The 23,520-nt window shown below is 63.7% G+C and carries 25 protein-coding genes; 11 read left to right on the top strand and 14 right to left on the bottom strand.

All coding sequences use genetic code 11. The features are described from left to right. Nucleotides 1-362: 362 nt before the first annotated feature. The 4 genes from ugpB to FJ951_RS05520 all read left to right on the top strand — a co-directional run bounded on the left by ugpB (nucleotide 363) and on the right by FJ951_RS05520 (nucleotide 4,705). Complete coding sequence (gene ugpB, locus FJ951_RS05535; RefSeq protein ID WP_140500805.1) at nucleotides 363-1,667, top strand: sn-glycerol-3-phosphate ABC transporter substrate-binding protein UgpB; 1,305 nt, start codon at nucleotides 363-365, stop codon at nucleotides 1,665-1,667. A gap of 239 nt (nucleotides 1,668-1,906) precedes the next feature. Next, the gene (gene ugpA / locus FJ951_RS05530) at nucleotides 1,907-2,791 is read left to right on the top strand and encodes a sn-glycerol-3-phosphate ABC transporter permease UgpA (RefSeq protein ID WP_140513871.1); all 885 of its coding nucleotides are present in this window, start codon (nucleotides 1,907-1,909) and stop codon (nucleotides 2,789-2,791) included. Between the two features lie 8 nt (nucleotides 2,792-2,799). Then, complete coding sequence (gene ugpE / locus FJ951_RS05525) at nucleotides 2,800-3,648, top strand: sn-glycerol-3-phosphate ABC transporter permease UgpE (RefSeq protein ID WP_140513870.1); 849 nt, start codon at nucleotides 2,800-2,802, stop codon at nucleotides 3,646-3,648. A 7-nt stretch (nucleotides 3,649-3,655) separates the two neighbouring features. Next, nucleotides 3,656-4,705 (top strand): sn-glycerol-3-phosphate import ATP-binding protein UgpC, encoded by a 1,050-nt coding sequence (locus FJ951_RS05520; protein WP_140500808.1) that lies wholly within the window; start codon nucleotides 3,656-3,658, stop codon nucleotides 4,703-4,705. A 45-nt stretch (nucleotides 4,706-4,750) separates the two neighbouring features. On the opposite strand, the gene FJ951_RS05515 is transcribed toward FJ951_RS05520, so the two are convergent. The 3 genes from FJ951_RS05515 to FJ951_RS05505 form a co-directional block, all read right to left on the bottom strand. Beyond that, a complete protein-coding gene (locus tag FJ951_RS05515) occupies nucleotides 4,751-5,833 on the bottom strand; it encodes an ABC transporter ATP-binding protein (RefSeq protein WP_140513869.1) in 1,083 nt (360 codons plus the stop codon). Continuing rightward, nucleotides 5,830-7,410 carry an iron ABC transporter permease gene (locus tag FJ951_RS05510; protein ID WP_181165391.1) on the bottom strand — a complete coding sequence of 527 codons (1,581 nt, stop codon included), beginning with the start codon at nucleotides 7,408-7,410 and terminating at the stop codon, nucleotides 5,830-5,832. The genes FJ951_RS05515 and FJ951_RS05510 overlap by 4 nt, the downstream gene beginning before the upstream one ends. Before the next feature lie 168 nt (nucleotides 7,411-7,578). Next, the gene (locus FJ951_RS05505; protein WP_140513868.1) at nucleotides 7,579-8,586 is read right to left on the bottom strand and encodes an iron ABC transporter substrate-binding protein; all 1,008 of its coding nucleotides are present in this window, start codon (nucleotides 8,584-8,586) and stop codon (nucleotides 7,579-7,581) included. On the opposite strand from FJ951_RS05505, the gene FJ951_RS28980 reads away from it, so the two are divergent. The 4 genes from FJ951_RS28980 (at nucleotide 8,585) to FJ951_RS05490 (ending at nucleotide 12,209) form a co-directional block, all read left to right on the top strand. After that, on the top strand, nucleotides 8,585-8,719 hold the full coding sequence (locus FJ951_RS28980; protein ID WP_263490082.1) for a hypothetical protein: 135 nt from the start codon (nucleotides 8,585-8,587) through the stop codon (nucleotides 8,717-8,719). The two genes, FJ951_RS05505 and FJ951_RS28980, sit on opposite strands and share 2 nt — an antisense overlap. Nucleotides 8,720-8,883: 164 nt before the next feature. Next, complete coding sequence (locus FJ951_RS05500) at nucleotides 8,884-9,435, top strand: sigma-70 family RNA polymerase sigma factor (protein WP_140513867.1); 552 nt, start codon at nucleotides 8,884-8,886, stop codon at nucleotides 9,433-9,435. 1 nt (nucleotide 9,436) lies between these two features. Further along, nucleotides 9,437-10,075, top strand: a complete 639-nt coding sequence (locus FJ951_RS05495; RefSeq protein ID WP_140513866.1) for an NrsF family protein — start codon at nucleotides 9,437-9,439, stop codon at nucleotides 10,073-10,075. Between the two features lie 238 nt (nucleotides 10,076-10,313). Beyond that, on the top strand, nucleotides 10,314-12,209 hold the full coding sequence (locus FJ951_RS05490; RefSeq protein WP_224655978.1) for a PAS domain S-box protein: 1,896 nt from the start codon (nucleotides 10,314-10,316) through the stop codon (nucleotides 12,207-12,209). A 34-nt stretch (nucleotides 12,210-12,243) separates the two neighbouring features. On the opposite strand, the gene FJ951_RS05485 is transcribed toward FJ951_RS05490, so the two are convergent. The 7 genes from FJ951_RS05485 to FJ951_RS05455 form a co-directional block, all read right to left on the bottom strand. Next, a complete protein-coding gene (locus FJ951_RS05485; protein WP_140500869.1) occupies nucleotides 12,244-13,122 on the bottom strand; it encodes a 3-hydroxybutyryl-CoA dehydrogenase in 879 nt (292 codons plus the stop codon). A gap of 119 nt (nucleotides 13,123-13,241) precedes the next feature. Continuing rightward, nucleotides 13,242-14,171, bottom strand: coding sequence for an electron transfer flavoprotein subunit alpha/FixB family protein (locus tag FJ951_RS05480; protein ID WP_140513865.1), 930 nt, complete (start codon nucleotides 14,169-14,171; stop codon nucleotides 13,242-13,244). Between the two features lie 19 nt (nucleotides 14,172-14,190). Next, nucleotides 14,191-14,940, bottom strand: coding sequence for an electron transfer flavoprotein subunit beta/FixA family protein (locus FJ951_RS05475; protein WP_140500871.1), 750 nt, complete (start codon nucleotides 14,938-14,940; stop codon nucleotides 14,191-14,193). Between the two features lie 190 nt (nucleotides 14,941-15,130). After that, the gene (locus FJ951_RS05470; protein ID WP_140513864.1) at nucleotides 15,131-15,931 is read right to left on the bottom strand and encodes a rhomboid family intramembrane serine protease; all 801 of its coding nucleotides are present in this window, start codon (nucleotides 15,929-15,931) and stop codon (nucleotides 15,131-15,133) included. 31 nt (nucleotides 15,932-15,962) lie between these two features. After that, nucleotides 15,963-16,544 (bottom strand): cob(I)yrinic acid a,c-diamide adenosyltransferase, encoded by a 582-nt coding sequence (locus FJ951_RS05465; RefSeq protein ID WP_140513863.1) that lies wholly within the window; start codon nucleotides 16,542-16,544, stop codon nucleotides 15,963-15,965. A 25-nt stretch (nucleotides 16,545-16,569) separates the two neighbouring features. Further along, nucleotides 16,570-16,761, bottom strand: coding sequence for a twin transmembrane helix small protein (locus FJ951_RS05460; RefSeq protein WP_140500874.1), 192 nt, complete (start codon nucleotides 16,759-16,761; stop codon nucleotides 16,570-16,572). Nucleotides 16,762-16,786: 25 nt separating this feature from the next. Further along, complete coding sequence (locus FJ951_RS05455; protein WP_140513862.1) at nucleotides 16,787-17,653, bottom strand: SDR family oxidoreductase; 867 nt, start codon at nucleotides 17,651-17,653, stop codon at nucleotides 16,787-16,789. Between the two features lie 58 nt (nucleotides 17,654-17,711). Here FJ951_RS05455 and FJ951_RS05450 point away from each other — a divergent pair, with 58 nt between their 5' ends. Next, the gene (locus tag FJ951_RS05450; protein WP_140500876.1) at nucleotides 17,712-18,563 is read left to right on the top strand and encodes a YihY/virulence factor BrkB family protein; all 852 of its coding nucleotides are present in this window, start codon (nucleotides 17,712-17,714) and stop codon (nucleotides 18,561-18,563) included. 105 nt (nucleotides 18,564-18,668) lie between these two features. On the opposite strand, the gene FJ951_RS05445 is transcribed toward FJ951_RS05450, so the two are convergent. Both FJ951_RS05445 and gluQRS read right to left on the bottom strand, forming a co-directional pair. After that, the gene (locus FJ951_RS05445; RefSeq protein ID WP_140513861.1) at nucleotides 18,669-19,565 is read right to left on the bottom strand and encodes a DMT family transporter; all 897 of its coding nucleotides are present in this window, start codon (nucleotides 19,563-19,565) and stop codon (nucleotides 18,669-18,671) included. A 150-nt stretch (nucleotides 19,566-19,715) separates the two neighbouring features. After that, the gene (gene gluQRS, locus FJ951_RS05440) at nucleotides 19,716-20,585 is read right to left on the bottom strand and encodes a tRNA glutamyl-Q(34) synthetase GluQRS (RefSeq protein ID WP_140513860.1); all 870 of its coding nucleotides are present in this window, start codon (nucleotides 20,583-20,585) and stop codon (nucleotides 19,716-19,718) included. Nucleotides 20,586-20,659: 74 nt separating this feature from the next. Between gluQRS and FJ951_RS05435 the strand changes: the two genes are divergently transcribed. Further along, on the top strand, nucleotides 20,660-21,301 hold the full coding sequence (locus FJ951_RS05435) for a DNA-3-methyladenine glycosylase (RefSeq protein WP_140513859.1): 642 nt from the start codon (nucleotides 20,660-20,662) through the stop codon (nucleotides 21,299-21,301). Between the two features lie 130 nt (nucleotides 21,302-21,431). Further along, a complete protein-coding gene (locus FJ951_RS05430) occupies nucleotides 21,432-21,989 on the top strand; it encodes an HNH endonuclease (protein WP_023677956.1) in 558 nt (185 codons plus the stop codon). Nucleotides 21,990-22,148: 159 nt separating this feature from the next. Here the strand turns inward: FJ951_RS05430 and FJ951_RS05425 are convergent, their stop codons facing one another. Both FJ951_RS05425 and FJ951_RS05420 read right to left on the bottom strand, forming a co-directional pair. Further along, a complete protein-coding gene (locus tag FJ951_RS05425; protein WP_140513858.1) occupies nucleotides 22,149-22,667 on the bottom strand; it encodes a disulfide bond formation protein B in 519 nt (172 codons plus the stop codon). Nucleotides 22,668-22,751: 84 nt separating this feature from the next. Further along, nucleotides 22,752-23,339 (bottom strand): YqaA family protein, encoded by a 588-nt coding sequence (locus FJ951_RS05420; RefSeq protein ID WP_140500881.1) that lies wholly within the window; start codon nucleotides 23,337-23,339, stop codon nucleotides 22,752-22,754. Nucleotides 23,340-23,520: the final 181 nt, after the last annotated feature.

The raw sequence follows: 23,520 nt of genomic DNA, 5'->3' as shown, positions 1-23,520 counted from the left end.
TTGGCCGATGTCAAATCCGTCAGGCTGAGCGCGGGACGGGAATTTCCACGCATCGACCGAGCATTAAACCGACGCCTTTTTCAGCGTTGTCATGTCAGTGTTGTCATGTGCTGTTAGACGCCGTCCGTCGGTGAGGTCGCTGACCGTCTCGAGACAGGTCCCTGGTACATCAATTCAAGCAGCAAGCCGCTATGCAATCCTTTTCCGGGTCACTTTCATCCGGAAGTGAACGCTACTTTAGCCGGATATGAAGTGCGCCTGTCCGCAACAAAACCGTTGTCCGCTGCGCGCGAACGACACATAGTGCCATTGCGGGAGTGCCCCTTTCGCCAATGACAAGCAATGAGAACGGGAGACGAAACATGAAGTTCTTTGGCTTCGCGGCCGGTGTCGCCGTGACCCTGCTTTCCACAACCTCCGCCTTCGCCGTTACGCAGATCAGCTGGTGGCACGCCATGACCGGCGCCAACGCAGAGGTCGTCGACAAGATTTCCAAGGATTTCAACGCCAGCCAGGGCGACTACCAGATTGTTCCGGTTTTCAAGGGGACCTATCCCGAAACGCTGAATGCCGGCATCGCCGCCTATCGCGCCGGCCAGTCGCCTGACATCATCCAGGTGTTCGATGTCGGCACCGGCGTGATGATGGCGGCCCGGGACGCGATCAAGCCAGTGGCCGAGGTGCTGACCGGCGCCGGGATGAACTTTGACAAGAGCCAGTATCTGCCAGGCATCGTCGGTTATTATTCGACGCCGGACGGCACCATGCTGTCCTTCCCCTACAACTCCTCCTCGCCGATCCTCTACTACAACAAGGACATCTTCCAGAAGGCGGGGCTCGATGTGAACAACCCACCCAAGACCTGGAACGAGGTGTGGGAGGATGCCAAAAAGATCAAGGCGAGCGGCGCCGCCGCTTGCGGCTACACCTCGACCTGGCTGACCTGGATACACCTGGAAAACTTCGCGGCGTGGAACGATGTGCCGTGGGCCACGCAGCAGAATGGCCTGGCCGGCGGTGATGTCGAACTCAAGATCAACTCGCCGATCTTCGTCAAACATTTCCAGGCGCTCGCCGATCTGGCCAAGGACGGCACCTTCAAATATGGCGGGCGCACCTCCGAAGCCAAGCAGATATTCCTCGCCGGCGAATGCGGCATCTTCACCGAATCCTCGGGCGGCCTAGGCGACATCGTCAAGTCGGGCATGAACTACGGCATTGGCCAGTTGCCCTATGACAGCGACGCCAAGGGCGCGCCGCAGAACACGACGCCGGGCGGTGCCAGCCTTTGGGTCTTCGGCGGCAAGTCCGACGAGGAGTACAAAGGCGTCGCGGCTTTCTTCGCCTATCTGTCCAAGACCGATGTGCAGGAATATCTGCACCAGAAATCGGGATACCTGCCGGTGACGCTCGCCGCCTATGAGGCGACGAAAAAGTCCGGCTTCTACGACAAGAATCCCGGTCGCGAGACGCCGATCCTGCAGATGACGGGCAAGGCGCCGACCGACAATTCGAAGGGCGTGCGGTTGCCGAACTTGCCGCAGGTGCGCGACATCCAGAACGAGGAGTTCGAAAAGATGCTTGCCGGCCAGGAAACCGCCCAGCAGGCGCTCGACAATGCGGTCACGCGTGGCAACGCGGCGATCAAGGAAGCGCTGGGGAATTAGGGCGCGTCCGAACCTATCGAGTTATAGTCCTTGCTCTACGAGGCCCCCCTCCGCCCTGCCGGGCATCTCCCCCTGAAGGGGGGAGACTGGCTGTCGCGACCGTTTTCGGCGATTGTCAAAGCTGGAGAATGGCAGCTGCCGCAGGAACCGCCAATCTTCCTCCAAGAAGGGGAGATGCCCGGCAGGGCAGCGGTGAGCGCCGTAGAGTGCCGCTCGGCTTTCCACGCCGGAGCGGCGCATTGACCCCGCGCGTCGTCTTTCCCAACAAAGTCTTGCCATACCTCCTGGTGGCGCCGCAACTTGCCATCACGCTGGTGTTCTTCTACTGGCCGGCCGGGCAGGCGCTCTACCAGTCGATGCTGAGGCAGGACCCGTTCGGGCTGAGGAGCAGGTTCGTCTGGTTTGCCAATTTCCGCAAGGTGCTTGCCGACCCGGCCTATCTCAACTCGATCAAGGTCACAGTGGTGTTTTCGCTCGCGACCGTGATCGTTGCCATGGGCGTGGCGCTGCTCCTTGCCGTGATGGCGGAAAAGGTGGTGCGCGGCAAAGGCCTCTACCGCACGCTGATGATCTGGCCCTACGCGGTGGCGCCGGCGATTGCAGGCATGCTGTGGCTGTTCCTGTTCAATCCATCGATCGGCTCGCTGTCTTATCTGCTGAGACGTTTGGGCGTCGCCTGGGATCCGCTGCTCAACGGCACCGACGCCATGATCCTTCTGGTGGCGGCGGCCGCCTGGAAGCAGATCAGCTACAATTTCCTGTTCTTCGTCGCCGGGCTGCAGGCGGTGCCGAAAACGCTGATCGAGGCGGCGGCGATCGACGGCGCCGGCGAAACCAAGCGCTTCTGGACCATCGTCTTCCCGCTTTTGGCGCCGACGACGTTTTTCCTTTTGGTCGTCAATACCGTCTATGCGCTGTTCGACACGTTCGGCATCGTCCACGCCGTCACCGGCGGTGGGCCGGGCAAGGCCACCGAGACACTGGTCTACAAGGTCTACAATGACGGCTTCGTCAATCTGATCCTCGGCGATTCGGCGGCGCAGTCGGTCATCCTGATGGTCATCGTCATCGCGCTCACCGCCATCCAGTTCCGCTACGTGGAACGGAAGGTTCATTACGGCTGAGGAGCGCGATGATCGGTCAATCCCCGTTTCGCATTTTCCTTGCACATGCCGTGCTCATCCTCGGCATACTGATCGTGGCCTTTCCGATCTACTACACTTTCGTTGCCTCGACGCAGACGCTGCAAACCATCCTTAGGCCGCCACTGCCTTTCCGGCCGGGCAGCGAGTTCTGGAACAATTACGGCGAGGCGCTGTTCGGCGGCGTCGGCCGCATCGGCGGGCTCGGCGTCGGCAGGCTGCTCCTCAACTCCACGATCATGGCGCTCGGCGTCGCGGTCGGAAAGATATTCATCTCGATCCTGTCGGCCTATGCGATCGTCTTCTTCCGTTTTCCGCTGCGCATGACTTTCTTCTGGCTGATCTTCATCACCCTGATGCTTCCCGTCGAGGTGCGCATCCTGCCGACCTACAAGGTAATGGTCGACCTCGGTATGATCGACACTTATGCCGGACTGATCATCCCGCTGATCGCCTCGGCCACCGCAACGTTGTTGTTCCGCCAGTTCTTCATGACCATCCCGGGCGAGTTGGTCGAGGCGGCGCGCGTCGACGGCGCCGGTCCATGGCGGTTCTTTTTCGATATCCTGTTGCCATTGTCGCGCACCAATATCGCGGCGCTGTTCGTCATTCTTTTCATCTACGGCTGGACGCAGTATCTGTGGCCGCTGCTGGTCACCAACAGCAACGATATGAACACCATCGTCATCGCACTGAAGAAGATGGTCTCCTTCGCCGATGCCGACACCCAATGGCATTTGTTCATGGTCACGGCGATCCTGGCAATCTTGCCGCCAATCCTGGTTGTGGTGCTGATGCAGCGCTGGTTCGTGCGCGGACTGGTCGACACCGAAAAGTGAGAAGCCGATGGCGACGGTCGATCTGAGGGACGTGAAGAAAGTATATGCCGGCGGCGTCGAAGCCGTGAAGGGCGTCTCCATTGCCATTCCCGACAAGGAACTCTGTGTGCTGGTCGGGCCGTCCGGCTGCGGCAAGTCCACGCTTTTGAGGATGATCGCCGGGCTGGAGACCATTTCTTCCGGCACGGTCGCTATCGACGGCAAGATCGTCAACACGATCGGCCCGACCGAGCGCGACATCGCCATGGTGTTCCAAAACTATGCGCTCTATCCGCATATGAAAGTCTACGACAACATGGCTTACGGGCTACGCAATCGCGGTACGCCCAAGGACGAGATCGACAGCAGGGTTCGTTCGACCGCCAAGGTGCTGGAGCTTTCAGCGCTGCTTGACCGGCGCCCGCGCGAGCTTTCAGGCGGTCAACGCCAGCGCGTCGCCATGGGCCGCGCCATCGTGCGCAATCCGAAAGTCTTCCTGTTCGACGAGCCACTCTCCAATCTCGATGCCAAGCTGCGCGGCCAGATGCGGGTCGAAATCAAGAACTTGCAGCGCTCGCTCGGTGTCACCTCGGTCTACGTCACCCATGACCAGTTGGAAGCGATGACGTTGGCCGACATCCTTGTCGTGATGAATGGCGGATTGGTCGAGCAGGCGGGCGCGCCACTCGACATTTACGAAAAGCCGGCCTCGACGTTCGTCGCCTCTTTCATCGGCGCACCGCCGATGAATCTTCTGTCCCTTTCGGGTCCGGCGCTGACCGGCAGCAAGACGAGCGACTTTGCGCCTGCGAATGCCGTCACGCTTGGCTTCCGCCCCGAGGATGCCGATGTCACTTTCGCGGCCGAGGCACCGTCCGGCGCGCTCGTGCTGCCGACAATGGTGGAGGCGGTCGAGCCGGTGGGAGCGGACAGCTTTCTTCACTGTGCGGCAGGAGGCGACCGCATCGTCGTGCGTGTGGCCGCGCGCGCAACAGCCAAGCCCGGCGACCAGTTGCGCGTCGTGGCCAAGGCCGAGAAACTTCACTGGTTCGATCAGGCTGCAAAGAGGGTCGACTGACGCCAATCTTGCATGCTGATCAGCGAGCCGCGAACCGTCGGCCGGTCAGGCGAATACATGCGCCTGTCCCGACACGGTGAGCCGGACGATCTCACCGACCGCCGGCGCGTCCATGCCGGACTTGCGCAGGATCAGCGGCGTACTGCCGATGGCGGCGGCGTCCGGCGGGTCGGGGCTGTTGAGCAACCGCACCGCGACCGTGCAGGTCGAGCCGGCGAATTCGGATTCCGTTACCTCGCCAAAAAGCATGTCCGGCGTGCCCGACATGCCCTCGCGCGATGTCCGCTTCAGTCCGATCTGCTCCGGCCGCAACATGATACGGGCGACATCGCGGCTGTCCGACGTATCGACGGCGATGCGGCCAAGCGGCGACGTGGCGAAACCGCCCGCTATCTTCGCCGGCAGGATGATGGCGTCGCCAAGGAACTCGGCAATCATCCTGTCCTTCGGCTTGAGATAAAGTTCGCGCGGCGTGCCGATCTGCGAGAACCGGCCCTCGCGCATCACCGCGACCTGGCTGGCGAAGGACAGCGCCTCGGCCTGATCGTGCGTCACCAGGATGGTGGTGATGCCGGCGGCTTCGAGCAGTTCCGCCACGGCCTTGCGCATGGAGGCGCGCAGGCCGGTGTCGAGCGCCGAGAACGGTTCGTCGAGCAGCATCAGCCGCGGCTTCATCGCCATGGCGCGGGCGAGCGCCACGCGTTGCTGCTGACCGCCGGAGAGTTCGTGCGGGCGGCGCTTCAGGATCGCCTTGTCCAGCCCTACTATATAGGCCAGTTCGACGATGCGTTCGGAGCGTTTGTCCAGCCTGCGGTCCATCCCGAAACCGATATTGTCGCCAATCGTCAGGTGCGGAAACAGGGCGCCGTCCTGTGCAACCAGGCCGATACCGCGGCGGTGCGCCGGAACGGCGCCGCCGCTGTCGGCCAGCATCTTTCCGTCAAGCACGATGCTGCCCTGGTCGGGCGCCTCGAAACCGGCGATCAGCCGCAGCAAGGTGGTCTTGCCGCAGCCGGACGGCCCGACGATGGCCGTGCGGCTGCCGCTGGCGATGTCGAGATCGATGCCGGCAAGCGCCGCGACCGGGCCGTAATGCTTGTGCAAGCCCCTGAGTTCGAGAAAGCTCATCGTCCAGCCATCCGTTTTGACTGGACATAGAGCAGCCAGGTCAGGGGCAGCGACATCGCCACCATGATGAAGGCGTAAGGTGCTGCCGAAGCGTAGTCGATCTCGCCGCTGTAGGACCAGAACGCCATCGCCAGCGTGCGGGTGCCGTTCGGCGCCAGCATCTGGGTCGCGGTCAGCTCGTTCATGATGCCGAGCGCCACCAGCGCCATGCCGGCGGCGGCACCCGGCGCCGACAGGCGGATCGTCGTCGACCACAATGCATGGAGCGGCGACCGCCCGAGGCTGGACGCGGCGCGCTCGAGCTCGACCGGCGCCTGCGCGATCGACGCCCGCAGGCTGATCAGGGCGCGGGGCAGGAACATCAAGGCATAGGCAACCAGGATGGTGAACAGGGTCTGATAGAGCGGCAGGGCGATGCGCACGGTGATGGTGACCAGCGCCAGTGCGATCACGACCCCGGGCAGCGATCCGACGATGTAGTTGCAGCCCTCCAGCAAGCGCTGCAGAGGCCCCGGCGCGCGGATCGAGATCCAGGCCATCGGCATGGCGGCGACGGTGGCGAGCAGCGCGCCGGCGAGCGCCAGGAACAACGTCTGGCCGAGCGCCAGGCCGATCTCGTCGAGCCGCCAGACCTCGGCGCCGCCGGCGGCAAGCCAGCGTCCGATGGTGACGAACGGTACGCCGAGCGCCAGAAGCGTGGTGGCGGCAAGCAGCAGCAGGCAAGGCACGGTCGCCCGGCCGAGCGGCGCGCGCTGCTGGTGGCGCGCGGCGCCCGAACCGACGCGGGCATAGCGCTCTTCCCCGCGCACCAGCACCTCCAGCCCGAGCAGCACGAAGCAGCAGCTCACCAGCACGCCGGCCAGCATATTCGCGGCCGGCCCGTTGAAGGTCGACTGGAACTGGTCGACGATCGCCGTGGTGAAGGTGTCGAAGCGGATGAAGACGTAAAGGCCGTATTCGGCCAACAGGTGCAGGCCGACCAGCAATGCGCCGCCACAGATGGCAAGCCTGAGCTGCGGCAGCACGACGCGCCAGAACACACGCCAGGGACCAAGGCCGAGTGCGGCCGCGGCGTCTTCGAGCGCCGGATCGAGCCGGCGCAGGGCCGCCGATACCGGCAGATAAAGGAACGGGAAATACGCTATGACAGAGACAAGCACGCCGGCCCACAAGCCATGCAGCCCGGGCACCATGGTGATCCAGGCATAGCTGTGCACGAAGGCGGGAATGGCGAGCGGCGCCACGCATAGCCAGGCCCACAGCCGGGCGCCGGGCAGGTCGCTGCGTTCGGTCAGCCAGGCCAGCGCCACCGACAGGATGATGGCGATCGGCACGGCGAGCGCGACAAGCAGGACGGTGTTGGCCAGAAGCTCGCCGACACGCGGCCGGAAAACCAGCGCCGAGACGGTTTCCCAACCGGTCTGCACGGCGACCCAGACGATGAAGGCAAGCGGCAGCAGGGCCAGCAGCGAAACGAAGATAGCGGCGGCAACGATCCATGACGCAGCGCGCCGGCGCGCCCTGCGGCGCGTCCTCGGCGGCAGGCCCGGGCTTGCAATGTCGGCCGCGAACTGCATCGGCTCAGACTTCGCGCCCTTGCCGCCCGGCGGCGGCAATCGAAAGACCACGATCATGGTCGGGAATACAGCGTGTCGTCATCGACGAATGCCATCTCGAAAAAACAAAACGCTCCCGCGGAATTCCCGCGGGAGCACGGCCGGTGTCCTTATTAGGACGAACGGCAACTAAAGCAAGCCGGCCGCCGTCATCAGGTCGGTGGCTTTCTTGGAGTTCAGCGTCGCGGCATCGATCTTCGGCGCCTGCAGGTCGGCCAGCGGCACCAGCTTCGGATTGGACTCTGCGCCCTTGCCGACCGCGTATTCGAAGGACGTTCCGTTCTTCAGCACGTCCTGGCCGCCCTTGCCGGTCACCCACTTCAGGAAAGCCTGGGCTTCCTTGGGATGCTTGCTCGAAGCCAGCACGCCGCCGCCGGAGGTCGAGACGAAGGCGCCCGGATCCTGGTTTTTGAAATAATGCAGCGCAACGTTCTTGCTGTTCTCGCCGGTCTTGGCCTGATCGCCGAAGTAGTAGTAGTGATAGATCACGCCGCCTTCGATCTCGCCGGCGTTGACCGCCTTCATCACGGTGCTGTTGCCCTTATAGGCGGTGAAATTCTGCTTCATCGCCTTCAGCCAGTCCGCCGTCGCGGCTTCGCCCTTGAGCTGCAGCAGCGCGCTGACGATAGCCTGGAAATCGGCGCCCGACGGCGAGGCGGCCCAGCGGCCTTTCCAGCTCGGATCGGCAAGGTCGAGCAGCGACTTGGGCAACTGGTCGGCCTTGAGCTTGGTGGTATTGTAGGCAAAGACGGTGCTGCGGGCGGCAACGCCGACCCATTTGCCGCTCGCTGCCTGATAATCCTGCGGAACCTGCGCCAGTGTGTCGGCGTCGACCGGCGCGAACAGGCCGGCATTCTCGACCAGCACCATGGCCGGCGAATTCTCGGTCAGGAACACGTCGGCGGGCGAGGCGGTGCCCTCCGCGACGATCTGGTTGGAGAAATCGCTGTCGCCGCCATTGCGCAGCGTGACCTTGATACCGGTTTCCTTGGTGAAGCCGTCGGCCCATTCCTTGGCGAGGCTCTCGTGCTGGGCATTGTAGACGATGATGCCTGTATCCTCAGCCATCGCCTGGCCAGCCATCAGGCTGACCGCCACCACCGCGGCGCCGGCAAGGGTGGAAAGAGCGTATTTCATGGGCGTCGTCCTCGATCTCGTTGAACTGGCACGCAGCACCTATCGATACATGACAGGTGTAGTCAACATTTTTGGCCTGCTTCAATCGGCCGCTGGCGGCATAGACCCATGCCAGGCGGACAATTCCGCGTGATGGCCGCGCGCGACCGACGGTCCAGGACACAGTCGCCGTCGACGAGCCCAAGTTCGCGTTCGCCCGCAATCTTTCGTGACTTGCCGGTAGTTTGCCTTGGACATTATTTCGCCGGCCACGTAACAAATCAGCGCCGAGGCGCGAAGATCGGGGAGTGAACTCTTGTGAGCGGCAAGGACGAGGCCGAGCTTTCCCGGCTGATGCGAGCCGCGATCGCGGGAGATGAAAGGGCCTATGCCGACTTTCTGCACCGGACGGCCGCTCTGGTTCGCGGTTTTGCCAGGCGCAAGATCGTCAAAGGCGGGGTCGATCCCGAGGATGTCGTGCAGGAAACCTTGCTGGCCATTCATGTGAAACGGCACACCTGGCGCCAGGACGCACCTGTGCTGCCCTGGGTCTATGCCATCGCGCGCTTCAAGTTGATCGACGCGTTCCGGCGGCGCGGACGGCGCATCGAGATCGATGTCGACGATATTGCCGAAACCTTCGCCGAGCCGGAAACGGAAACCGTCAGCGAACGCGACATCAACCGGGCGCTCGACGGCCTGCCGCCGGCACAGCGCTCCGTGGTGTCGTCCGTGTCGGTGGAGGGGCGCTCGATCGGCGACACGGCAGCCAAGTTCGGCATCAGCGAAACAGCGGTGCGGGTTTCCTTGCATCGCGGACTTGCAGCCATTGCCAAGCGGTTCGGGCAGGGGCGGTTTGGGCGGGAATGACATGAGGACCGAAGATCTCATCAAGGCGCTTGATGCCGACGCCCGCAGCAAGGCGATGCCGCTGCGCTCGGCCTGGTGGCTGGCTGCCGGCGTGGCCGCCGTGATCGCGGGCGCGGTTTTCATGATGACGATCGGTCCGCGCCCCGACTTCATGGCTGCCGCACATACGATGCGCTTTCTTTCGAAGTTCCTGTTCACCGTCGTGCTCGCCGCCAGCGCCTTCGCCTTCGTCAGGGCATTGTCGACACCGGGAGCATCGACAGGCAAGGCGGCGGCCTGGATGGCGGCTGCGCCCGTGCTCGTGGCAGTGGCCGTGGTGCTGGAGCTTTACGCCGTGCCCGAGGCCGACTGGGGCAGGCGTCTCGTCGGTTCCAACATGATGGTCTGCATGGGGCTCATCCCGCTGATCGGCATCGGCCCGCTTGCCATCTTCCTGTGGATGCTGCGCTATGGCGCGCCGACACGGCCGGTGCTGGCCGGCACGGCCGCGGGCCTGCTCGCCGGCGGGCTGGCGGCAACCTTCTATGCCGCGCATTGCTTTGATGATTCGCCGCTTTTCGTCGCCACCTGGTATACGATCGCGATCGCCGCGCTGGCGCTGCTCGGCGCGCTCGGCGGCCGGTTTTCCGTGCGCTGGTAGCGCGACGCCCGCTGCTGCATCCCGCGCATACCGATCCTTAATCATGCCGGCAAATGTTTGCCGGCCGGCGGCATCGCCGATACCCGACGCAACCTTTCCTTAAAATCGATCCGTCAGGATTTTCACGGGAAATGCGATTGCCCACGGGGTGGTACAAATCGTGGCAATGCGAAGGATCATCGGGCCGGCGCCGCACAGACATGCGGGGTTGGCTCTGCTCGTGGGCGGGACAGCGGCGATGACGGCATCGATCCTGCTGTCGCGGCTGGATCCCGGCGCCGAGACGCTCGAATTATGTGTGCAGGCGTCGGTCGGTGTGGCAGCCGGCGCACTTCTCCTGGCCTGCATGTTCGCGCGCGTCATCCGCAAGGACCGCCGCCAGATCGCCGAGAGCGAGCAGCGCTTCCGCCGTGCCATGGAGGATTCCTCCATCGGCGTCGCCATCGTCGGCCTCGACGGGCGCATTCTTGAGGCCAACCCGGCTTTCGCTGCCATGCTCGACTACCGCCGCGACGAGATCGAGGCGTTGACCTTCTTCCAGCTCACGCATGCCGACGATCTGGAGATCGGGCGGGAGACGATGGAAGACCTGAAGGCCGGCAAGATCGATTCCTTTCATTTCGAGAAGCGCTATCTCAAGAAGGACGGCACGCCCGTCTGGGCCAGGCTGGCCGGCTCCGTCATTCGCGACGGGAATAGCGGCCGGCCGCTGTATCTCGTCTCGCAGATAGAGGACATCGATGCGCGCAAGCAGGCCGAGGCGCGGATCGCCGAGGCCGAAACGCGCTGGAACTTTGCATTGGCCGGCGCCGGCCAGGGCGTCTGGGACTTCGACAAGCGCAGGGGCGGCACCAACTATTCCTCGACCTGGGTCAAGATGCTGGGTTATGCCGACGGGGAACTCGACGGTGACCCCGATCACTGGCTGGCGATGATACATCCCGACGATCGCGAAGCCGTGGCCGAGGCGGACCGCGCCCATCTCGAAGGCCGCACGCCGTTCTTCGAGGCCGAATTCAGGATGCGCCACAAGGATGGCCGCTGGCTCTGGTTCCTCGACCGCGGCAAGGCGATCGAGCGCGACGAAGAGGGGCGGCTGATCAGGGCGATAGGCAGCCTGACCGACATCACCCGGCGCAAGCAGGCGGAGGAGCGCCTCGCCGTGTCGGCGGCCATGCTGGCCGACGAAAAGGAGCGCCTCAAAGTGACGCTCCAGTCGATCGGCGATGCCGTCATCTGCACCGATGCCGCCAACCGCGTCACCTTCATGAATCCTGTCGCCGAAAAGCTGACCGGTGTCTCTTGCAATGATGCCCTCGGCAAGACGCTCGGCCATGTCTATTGGGCGGTCGACGAGGAGACCGGCCACAGGATCGGCGTGGCGCGGCCTGCGATCGGCGGCCAGGGAGCCGATGACCAGAACAGCCGCGCCGTCCTCATCCGGCGCGACGAGACGCGCTGCAGCATCCGGCAGGTCGTGTCGCCGATCATGAACGAACGCAACGAATTCTGCGGACTGGTCATCGTCTTTCAGGACTTCACCGATGCGCGGGCGCTGCAGCGCCAGCTTGCCCACGCCGCCGCGCATGATGCGCTGACCGGCCTTGCCAACCGCGCGAGTTTCATCCGCGCCATGGAAGAACTGGTCGATCAGGCCCGCAAGGAGGGGATCGGACATCAGTTCATGTTCATCGACCTCGATCATTTCAAACTGGTCAACGACACAGGCGGCCACGCGGCGGGAGACGCATTGCTCAAGCGCGTTGCCGAGGCCGTGCGTGGCGTGCTTGGTCCGCAGGACATGGTCGCGCGTCTGGGCGGCGACGAATTCGCGGTCATTCTGAAGTCGGGCTCGGCTGCCGGGGCCAGAATCGCGGCGCGATCCATCATCGATGCGATACAGGGCCTCGACTTCACCTGGGAAGGCCGTCCTCATTCGATCGGCGCCAGCATCGGACTGGCTCCTATCAACGCAGATTGCGGCGCGGTCGACGAGATCATCGCCAGGGCAGACGCCGCCTGCTACGTGGCCAAGGCTGCCGGTCGCGGATGCGTGTCCATGGCGCCGGAGACCGATGCGAAGGACGACAGGGTCGAAATCGAGACGCCCACGCCCCTGGCCGCCGCGTCGTAAACCCGCGCGGCCAGGCCGTGATCAGTCTGGCGGGTCAGCGTGTCGGAACCGGATGCTCGCCGCGATAATCGTAGAAGCCGCGGCCGGTCTTGCGGCCGAGCCAGCCGGCCTCGACATATTTGACCAGCAACGGGCAGGGGCGGTACTTCGAATCCGACAGGCCGTCATGCAGCACCTGCATGATTGACAGGCAGGTGTCCAGGCCGATGAAATCGGCCAGCTGCAGCGGCCCCATCGGATGGTTGGCGCCGAGCCGCATGGCGGTGTCGATCGCATCGACCGTGCCGACGCCTTCATAAAGCGTGTAAATCGCTTCGTTGATCATCGGCAAAAGGATGCGGTTCACGATGAAGGCCGGAAAATCCTCCGAGACCGTGATCGTCTTGTCGAGCTGCTTCACATAGGTCTTCGCCGCCTCGAAGGTCTGGTCCTCGGTGGCGATGCCGCGCACCAGTTCGACCAGCTTCATCAGGGGAACCGGATTCATGAAGTGGATGCCGATAAAGCGCTCGGGGCGGTCGGTCTGCGCGGCTAGCCGCGTGATCGAGATCGACGAGGTATTGGTCGCCAGTATGGCCTCGGGATTGAGCTGCGGACAAAGCTGGGCGTAGATCTTGCGCTTGACCGTCTCGTCCTCGGTCGCTGCCTCGATGACCAGGTCGGCACCGGCGAGATCGGCCATGGATGGCGCCGCCGCGATGCGCGCCATCGCCTGGTTGCGGAGCTTCTCGTCGAGCTTGCCGGACCCCACCTGGCGGGCCATGTTGCCGCTGACAGTGGCGATGCCCTTCTCGATACGGTCGGGCGATATATCGTAGATCAGCACCTTGTAGCCAGAAAGTGCGGAGACATGGGCGATGCCGCCGCCCATCTGGCCCGCGCCGATGATGCCGATCGTTTCGATCTTGCTCATTACACCGATCCCGTCGAAAAAGGCCTTTGCGGCCTGCTTTTTGTGCGGTGCAAACTAAAAGGGTGGGGCGACTTCGTCTACCCCACCCCTCACAATTTAATACGCTTTGCGGCAGGGCGTCAAAGCGCCTTCTGCAACTCCGGCAGGACAACGAACAGATCGCCGACGAGGCCATAGTCGGCAACCTGGAAGATCGGCGCTTCCTCGTCCTTGTTGATGGCGACGATGACCTTCGAATCCTTCATGCCGGCGAGGTGCTGGATGGCGCCGGAGATGCCGACGGCGATGTAGAGGTCGGGGGCGACGACCTTGCCGGTCTGGCCGACCTGCCAGTCATTCGGCGCATAACCGGCATCGACGGCGGCGCGGGATGCGCCGACGGCAGCGCCGAGCTTGTCGGCGACCGGCAGGATGACCTCCTGGAACTTCTCCGAGGAGCCGAGCGCGCGGCCGCCCGAGATGATGATCTTGGCCGAGGTCAGTTCCGGACGATCGGTCTCCGATAGCTTGTTCTCGACGAAGGAGGAGAGGCCAGGATTGGCCGCAGCGCTGACGGTTTCGACAGCGGCCGAACCGCCCTCGGGCGCCGCCTGGAAGGAGGCGGTGCGCACGGTAATGACCTTCTTGGCATCGGTCGACTGTACCGTCTGGATGGCGTTGCCGGCATAGATCGGCCGCTTGAAGGTGTCCGGCGAGACCACTTCGATGATCTCGGAGACCTGCGCCACGTCGAGCAAAGCGGCCACGCGCGGCGCGACGTTCTTGCCCGACGAGGTTGCCGGCGCGACGATGGTGTCATAGGAGCCGGCCAGCGACACGACGAGCGCCGCGGTCGGCTCGGCGAGACGCTCGGCAAGCTCGTCGGCTTCGGCCAGCAGCACCTTGCTCACGCCCTTCAGCTTGGCGGCGGCATCAGCTGCGCCCTTGGCGTTCTTGCCGGCCACCAGCACATGCACGTCCAAGCCGATCTGCAGCGCGGCCGACAGGGCCTTGGCGGTCTGGTCGGAAAGGGTTGCGTTGTCGTGTTCGGCGATGAGGAGAATGGTCATTTATCTGTTCCTTCCGATCTCAGAGCACGCCGGCTTCGTTCTTCAGCTTGTCGATGAGCTCGGCGACGCTCTTGACCTTGACGCCCGCCTTGCGGCCGCCCGGCTCTTCGGTCTTGATGACCTTCAGCCGCGGCTTGACGTCAGCGCCGTAGTCGGCCGGGCTCTTCTCGTCGAGCGGCTTCTTCTTGGCCTTCATGATGTTGGGCAGCGATGCATAGCGCGGCTGGTTGAGGCGAAGGTCGGCAGTGACGATCGCCGGCATCTTCAGCTCAACCGTCTGCAAGCCGCCGTCGACCTCGCGCGTCACCCTGGCCTTGTCGCCGTCGAGCACCACCTTGGAAGCAAACGTGCCCTGCGCCCAGCCGAGAAGGGCTGCGAGCATCTGGCCGGTCTGGTTGGAATCATCGTCGATCGCCTGCTTGCCGAGGATGACAAGGCCGGGCTGCTCGGCCTCGACCACGCCCTTCAGCACCTTGGCGACGCCCAGTGGCTCTGTCTGCTCATCGGTCTTGACCAGGATGGCGCGGTCGGCGCCCATTGCGAGCGCGGTGCGAAGCGTCTCCTGCGCCTGCTGCGGGCCGATCGACACGACGATGATCTCTTCGGCCTTGCCGGCTTCCTTGAGCCGGATCGCCTCTTCCACCGCGATCTCGTCGAATGGGTTCATCGCCATCTTGACGTTGGCCAATTCCACCGCCGAACCGTCAGCCTTGACGCGAACCTTCACATTCGCATCCACAACCCGCTTCACGGGCACAAGGATCTTCATTTTCCTGTCACCTCTCTTGAGATAGTTGGGACGCGCTATACCAGCGTGAACCCTGTCAGAGTTGTCGAAAGCCGACATTCCGGATGGAAATTCTGCTCTTCAACCGCCAAAGGCGGGCGGAAATGCTTCCGTAGTTGCGGCGAACCCGCACGTCAATATGCCACGGCGTCGGGCAATTCACTCAATCGGTTCAGTCGGGGCCGGGGGCACTTCCCCGACCCCAGCGTGGCACGGGCTGCGCGGCAATCGGCTCGTTTACGGCCGGATCTACGGCGATGGCGGGCTGGTCGGCGGGTGCGGCCTCTTCGTCCGCGCCCGCAAAAAGCGGCACGCCGCGGCTGCGCAGCACGAGCACCAGCACGGCGCCGGCGATGATGCCGCCTATGTGGCAGGCCCAGGAAATCTGGTCCTCGCCACCGGCGGCGAACATGACGATCTGGAACAGCACCCACAGGAGGAGCGGGATGAAGGCCGGGATGCGCAGCGGAATGCGGGCAAAGGCCAGCACCCAGACCTTCACCCTGGGATAGAGGATCAGGTAGGCGACGACCACGCCGGCGATGGCGCCGGAGGCGCCGATCAGCGGCACCTGCGAGTCCCACGCGATGAGGCCCTGGAAGGCGGCTCCGGCGATGGCGCACAGGAGGTAGAAGATGAGATAGCGGACATGGCCGAGCGCGTCCTCGACATTGTCGCCGAACACCCACAGGAACAGCATGTTGCCGCCAAGATGGAAAATGTCGGCATGCAGGAATGAGTAGGTGAGATAGCTCAGGCTTTCGGGAATGACGATAAAGCGCGGGTCGAGCTCTGCCGTGTCATGCACCACGGAGGGGATGAAGCCGAGGCCGAGCACGGCGGCATTGGTGAAATTCTCGCCCCCGAGCGCGGTGGCGCAATAGACCAGCGCGTTGGCCAGGATCAGGGCGATCGTCACATATTGCAGCCTGATGTGCCGCAGCCTGTTGGTGTCGTAGAGCGGGATGAACATAGGTGCCTGGCCTCTCCCGCCTTGGCATAGTTCAGCGGTTCTTGCCAGGAACCCATAACACGTCGGCATTTCCATTGTCATTGACCGCCCTGGCGGCGACGAACAGGAAATCGGAGACGCGGTTGATGTATTTCAGCCCGTCGCGGTTGACGTGCTCACCAGGATGCTGTGCGAGCGCCACCATCAGCCGCTCGGCCCGCCGCGCCACCGTTCGGGCGAGATGGAGCGCAGCGGCGGCCGGCGCGCCGCCGTTCAGCACGAAGGATTTGAGCGGCTGGAGGTCGTTGTTGAGGAGATCGATGTCGTGTTCGACGCGCTCGGTCTGCGCGGCAATGATGCGCAGCGGCTCGTAGCCGAGCGGCTTGCCGTCGTCGGGCACGGCCAGATCGGCGCCGAGGTCGAAGAGATCGTTCTGGATGCGGGCAAGCATGGTGTCAATCGCGGGGTGGCCTGGGGCGGTGTGAACACGAGCCATGCCAATGCAGGCATTGGCTTCGTCGACAGTGCCGTAGGCGTCCACCCTGAGATCGGATTTCAGCCGCCGCTCACCCGTGCCGAGCCCGGTGGTGCCGTTGTCGCCGGTGCGGGTGTAGATCTTGTTGAGCTTGACCACGTCGCCTCCCGAACGGCCGGTGTCCTCATTTGCGCGTGAAATACACGGCCAGCAGGATCAGCGCCAGCGCCACGGCCTGCAGCACGACGCGCGTCTGCATCAGCTTGTTGGAGGTCATGCCGGAACCGCCGCGCATCATGTTGATCAGGCCCCGGACCAGCACGATCACCACGGCGACCATGACCAGGATGGCAAGGATGTTGAAGACGGATGCCATTTTGCGTTTCCAGTCCTTTTCTTGTTCAGGCGCGTTTGGCGAGCAGGCGGTGAAGCATCGATGCCGGAAGGATGCGTTTGAGCGTGGCGCCGACCTTGGCCGGCACTGTTACCACATAGTGCGGGCGCGGGCGCCGCGACAGAAGTGCATGGCGAAGCGCTTTGTGGACCACTTCCGGCCCCGGCTTCAGCGCCGATTGGCTGCCGCCGGTGCGCATCCGTTCCAACTGCTCCTCATAGTCCGCGCGATGCACGGAATTCTCATGGTCGATATTCCTGAGAAACCAGGCGAGGCCATTGCTGGCGATCTTCGATTTCACCGGCCCCGGCTCGATCAGCGAGACATGCACGCCGCTGCCGGCCAATTCCTGGCGCTGACAGAGCATCAGCGCCTCCAAAGCGTGTTTGGATGCCGAATAGGCGCCGCGAAAACGTACCGGCACCAGGCCAAGGATCGACGAGCAATGAACGATCCGGCCACCGCCCTGGCGGCGCATCACCGGCACGAGCCGGCGGGTCAGGTCGTGCCAGCCGAAGAAATTGGCCTCGAACTGCTCGCGCAAGGCGGCCACCGGCAGATCCTCGACCGCGCCCGCTTGCGCATAGGCGCCATTGTTGAACAGAGCATCGATCCTGCCGCCGGTCCGCTCCAGCACTGAAGCCGCAGCCGCCTCGATGGAGGCAGGTTCGCGATAGTCCAGATAGAACGCCTCGATGCCCTCCTTTTCCAGGGCCGCGATGTCTTCGGGCTTGCGCGCCGTGGCGAACACCCGCCAGCCTTCCGCCTTGAGCGCCCGCGCGCAATAAGCGCCTATGCCGGACGACGCGCCGGTGACGATGATGACGCGCAACGCGCGTGCCGACGGATTCGTCTTATGACCAAGGGTTGCCATTTGCCGCATTCCCTTCCCATATTCGCGGCGTCGAGACAATCGAAGGGGAGCGCGGTTCTTGTTGCGGAATATCGTCGCCCTGCGCCGCGTGCTCTACGACGCGATCGGTCATTTCAACACCGATGACGGCTGGGCGATGGCCAGCCATCTGGCAATCACCTCGCTGATGGCGCTGTTTCCGTTCCTGATCTTCGCCACCACGCTGGCGAGCTTCCTCGGCGCGCAAGCCTTCGCCGACACGGCCGTGCACCTGGTCTTCGACACCTGGCCGGAACAAATCGCCAAACCGATCGCGCGAGAGGTGCTGAACGTGCTCACCGTGCGACGATCGGATCTGCTCACCTACGGCGTGCTGCTGGCCGCCTATTTCGCCTCGAACGGCATCGAGGCGCTGCGCACCTCGCTCAACCGGGCCTATCGCGTCACCGAGACGCGCGGCATCATCTATCGCCGCGTGCAGAGCATCTTCTTCGTGCTGATCGCCACGGCAGGCTTCCTGGCGATCAGCGTGCTCCTGGTCTTCGCGCCATTGCTGGCGCGGCTGGCCGAGGCGCATTTCGAGTGGATAAAACCCTATACGGGCACCATCACGCTGTGGCGCTACGTCATCGCCTCGACCGTCATCGTCGGCGGTCTGTTTTCAGTGCATTACTGGCTGCCGGCCGGCAAGCGCCGTTTCGTCTCGCTGATCCCCGGCATCGTCTTCACGCTCGCCGCATGGCTGATAGGCTCGACCATTTTCGCCACCTATCTCGACCATTTCTCGTCCTATGTGACGACCTATGCCGGGCTTGCCTCGATCATGATCGCGGTGGTCTTTCTCTACATCGTGTCCGCGATCTTCATTCTCGGCGGCGAACTCAACGCAGCAATCAGCCGCTATCTCGAGGCACGCGCGCGGGTGGGATGACCGGCTGAATTGAAGAACTGGAGAATTGGAGAATTGGAGAATTGAAGAAGAAGCCCCCAGCGCCAGATGGCACCATTTTCCTCAATTCCTCAATTCCTCAATTCCTCAATTCCTCATTTCTACAATTCTTCCCTTGGTCTGCCGCGCCGTTGCCAGACCGACACCGAAGGTCGTGATCGCCATGCCGGCAATCTGAAGCGCGTTGAGCTGCTCGTCGAACAAGGCCCAGGCGATGACGGCCGTCACCGCCGGCACCAGATAGAACAGCGAAGCGACCTTCGACATCTCGCCGTCGCGGATCATCACCATCAGAAGGAAGATGGCGCCGATCGACAGCACCAGCACCAGCCAGGCCATGGCGAAGATCAATTCGCCGTTGATGACGACCGTGTGGGTCTCGAAGGCCAGTGAAGCCACGATCATCACCGAAGCGCCGCCGACATATTGCCACATGGTCGCGGCGACGAGGTCGCCGCCGGAAGCAAAACGCTTCTGCCATATCGTGCCGGCGCTCATGCCGAGCACCGAGACGAGCGAGGCTGTCAACGTGGCTGACGTCACGCCGCCGCCGAGCGCGCCGAGCTTTGGCCAGAGCACGATGACGACGCCGGCCAGGCCGACCGCGAGGCCGGCCCAATGGCGCGGTAGGATCGCCTCGCCGAGAAACTTGCCGGCGAGCACCGCCGTGATCAGCGGCTGCAGGCCGACAATCAGCGCCGACAGCCCGGCGGGCATGCCCCTGTGGATAGCCCAGAAGACCGCGCCGAGATAGACGCCATGCATCAGAATGCCGGCCCCGGTGGCGTGCAATGCCTCTTCGCGGGAGGCTCTCTTGGAGCCAAGCACGACCACCAGGCCGGCGAACAACGCCGCCGCCAGGACGAAGCGCGCAGCCAGGAACGTAAACGGTTCGGCCCACGGCATGGCATAGCGGGCGCCGATGAAGCCGGTCGCCCACAGGACGACGAAAGTGGCGGGGATGAGCCGCTTGACGCTGTGCATTTTCCGGGGACCGCGCTTGATGAGAATTGAGCCGTGGCGAAGCTCTAGTCCGGTTCAAGCCGGCGCGCAAAACGAAACGATTGATCCATGCATCACCGGAATTCAACCGGCCGCCTTTTCTGCAAGCTGTCTCTTCGGCCTTCGCCTGCGTCAGAGACCGACCATCCGCCTGACATCGTGAGCCGACACGCCCGCTTCGCGCAAGACGGCAAGGCCGGTGTCCTTCAGGCTTTTCGACAGCTTGCGCCCGTCGGGTCCCAGGATCAGCCGGTGATGGAAATAGGCTGGCTGCGGCAGGCCAAGCAGTTCCTGAAGCAGCCGCTGTACCCCGGTGGCGGAATAAAGATCCTGGCCGCGCACGACATGGCTGACGCCCTGCAGCGCATCGTCGACGACGACGGCGAGATGATAGCTGGTCGGGATTTCGCGGCGCGCCACGATCACGTCGCCCCAATCGCGCGGGCGGGCCTCGACGACGCGCGTCGCGGAAAGCGTTTCGTCTGAAAATTCGTTCCATGACAAATCCTTGCCGACGCGTGCCATCGCCGCATCGACATCCAGCCGCCAGGCGAAGGGAGCGCCTTCGGCAATGCGGCGCCGGCGTTCCTTCGCCGGCAGCGCCTTGTCGACGGCGGGATAGACCGGCACGCCGTCGGGATCGCGCGGCCAGTCGCGCTTTTCGCTGTCGGTGATGAAAGCCCGGATCTCGCTTCTGCTCATGAAGGCGGGATAGACGAGGTCCTCCCGGATCAGCCGGCCAAGCACCGTCTCATAACAGGCGAAGTGCTCGGATTGCCGTCGTACAGGCTGTTCCCAGGCAAGTCCGAGCCATTTCAGGTCGGCAAAGATGCCCGCCTCGAATTCCGGCGAGCAGCGCGTGGTATCGATATCCTCGATGCGCAGCAGCAGGCGGCCGCCGACCGCTCGCGCCAGTTTCTGGTTGAGCAGCGCCGAAAAGGCATGGCCGAGATGCAGTTCGCCATTGGGACTTGGCGCGAAACGGAATGTCAGGAGTGTCATCTCTTGAGCGGCAATCGGGTTGTGCGGCGGTTTTGCCAATTGCTACCGTGCGGCCGGTTCAGGAACAAGAAAGCATGCAACGTATCGCCACATTGGACGACATCGCCCGGGGACTCGACGCGCTTTGCGCGATCGACCCAAGGCTGGAAAAGATCCGCGGCATGGCGGGCGAGGTGCCGCTACGGCTGTCCCAACCAGGATTCTCGAGCCTTGCCTCGATTATCGTCTCGCAGCAGGTGTCGCGCGCCAGCGCCGATGCGATCTTCGGCCGGCTGACGAAATTGGTCGACCCGTTGACGCCGCTGGCGATCCTTGCCGCCGGCGAGGACATGTTTCGCGAGGCGGGCCTGTCGCGACCCAAGCAACGCGGCCTCCTCGCCGCCGCCCAGGCGGTGGCGGACGGCCTCGATCTTCATCATTTGTGTTCGCTTGACGCCGGCGAGGCAATCACGACCATGACGGCCGTGCCCGGTATCGGTCCGTGGACGGCGCAGGTGTATCTGCTGTTCGCCGCAGGCCATCCCGACATCTTCCCGGCGCGCGATGTCGCGCTCCAGACCGCCGTCGGCCATGCGCTCGGCATCGACCCGCGTCCGCAGGAGAAAACACTGATCCAACTCGCCGAATCATGGAGCCCATGGAGAGGTGTCGCATCGCGGCTTTTCTGGTCCTATTATCGCGAATTGAAGGGCAGGGATGCCGCACCCCCGGCCTGAAAGCGCGAAAAAGCATCAAAATCTCGTTTTTTTGTGCCTTCGGACGCGTGACAATCCGCTTCACATCCCTGTCATGTCGGGCTTACAGTATCCGCGCCATTCAGGTTAGAGAACCAAGGAGGCCAACGACGTGACGGTTGCCGTATCTCCGGATGGGCTTCCAGCGCTGGTGCTGAATGCGGATTACCGTCCGCTCAGCTATTACCCCCTGTCGCTCTGGTCGTGGCAGGACGCCATCAAGGCGGTGTTCCTCGAACGGGTGAACATCGTCGCCGAATACGAGCACGCGGTGTCCTCGCCGACCTTCTCGATGAAGCTGCCGAGCGTCGTCAGCCTGAAGGCCTATGTGAAGCCGTCGCGGCATCCCGCCTTCACACGCTTCAATGTCTTCCTGCGTGACCGCTTCCAGTGCCAATATTGCGGCACGCCCGACGATCTGACCTTCGATCACGTCATCCCCCGCCACCGCGGGGGTGCTACGACGTGGGAGAATGTCGTCGCCGCCTGTTCGCCCTGCAATCTCAGGAAAGGCGGCATGATGCCGGCGCATGCCAAGATGTGGCCGTTGCAGAAGCCCTACCAGCCGACGGTGCACGACCTGCACAATAATGGCCGTCTGTTCCCGCCCAACCATCTGCATGAAAGCTGGATGGATTATCTGTACTGGGATGTCGAACTCGAACCCTGAGAGCGTCCGACAATTCGGGACGCTGGCCGTCTGAAGCGATTGTCTGCGCTTCCGATGCTCACGGACCAATGTCCGCTCCGCTTCGGTTCTCGACAATCACTCCATGCGACTCAGCCTGCCGAATTCTTGAACGATCTCGCGTCGGCGCTTTCGCGCTACTCAGTCGCGCGAAAGAGCGCTGCGGAAGGCGACGGCCGCAAGGACAAGGCTGGCGATGGCGTTCCAGCCGGCGAGCGACAGGCCGAGAATGCGAAGCGCGGCCTTGTCGCAGGAGGGGGGCACGAATTTGTCGAGCGCGTCGAGGACGCCTTTGCCGCCGGTGTCGACCGGGCCTCCGCCCGCGGTGCAATCGGCCGGGCCCTGCCACCAGGCCCACTCCACGCCGGCGTGATAGATGCCGAGATACAGCCCATAGAGCATCAGCAGGCCGCCGATGGCCAGCAAGCCGCGCACCACCCATGCCGGCGCGTGCAGCGCCGATGCAAGCAGCGCCAGCAGCATCAGCGGCACGCCGATATAGTAGGGCGTGCGCTGTTCCAGGCAGAGATGGCAAGGGATGTAGCCGCCAATGTACTGGAAGGCGAGCGCGGAGCCGACAGTGGCGGCCATGGCTACGGCAAGGAACAGGGCCGTCATGGTCCGCTGGCGTCCGGTGTTGGCAGTCATGGTCGCAGTCATGGGGTCTTTCGTCCGTTGTGTTCGCCGCTCGCCCGGTCTTGTGGTCCATGTCGCCACGCCGCCGCGCGGTTTGGGCGACATGAATCAGAAGGCGTATTTGACCAGGATATAGAGCAAAATCAGGGCGGCTGCCGCCGCACCCGCGATCAGGCCGAGGCGCTTTTCGATGAACTCGCGGATCGGCTCGCCATAGCGGCGCAGCAGCCAGGCCAGAAGCAGGAAGCGCCCGCCGCGCGCCACGATTGCCAGCGCGATGAACAGCAAAAGATTGACGCCGATGACCCCCGAAAGGATCGTCACCACCTTGATCGGCGGCAGATGGGCGGCGCCCGAGGTGATCAGCATCAAGATGATGAAGCCGATGCCCGAAGAGACGCGCAGCGCCTCGAACTCGTCATACTTGCCGTAGAATTCGAGGATGGGCCGCGCCAGCGCGTCGTAGGCGTAGTGGCCGATGAACCAGCCGGCGATGCCGCCCAGCACGGAGGCGACGGTGGCGATCAGCGCATAGCGATAGGCGCGATCAGGCCGCGACAGTGCCATCGGCAGATAGAGCACGTCGGCCGGCACCAGGAACACGGAACTCTCGACGAAGGCGATGAAGGCCAGCCACCATTCGGCGGATTTGCGCGCCGCCAGCGACAAGGTCCAGTCGTACAGTCCGCGAAGCATCGGCTCTCCTAATGTCGTAAATGCCTACCGCACGGCGCCCACATGCACGGCGTGGCCGGCATAAGAGCAGGCAGAAAACCAGGGGCATGGATGAAACAGGTGCATGCGTGAAACCAAGACCCGAAGCGCGCCGCGTTCCTTCTTCCGGACGCCAGGCGCTTCGACACGACGCCTGTCTAGA

Origin of the sequence: Mesorhizobium sp. B2-2-3 (assembly GCF_006442405.1) — a bacterium.
GTDB lineage: Bacteria > Pseudomonadota > Alphaproteobacteria > Rhizobiales > Rhizobiaceae > Mesorhizobium.
This window is presented reverse-complemented; position numbering and strand designations above follow the sequence as displayed.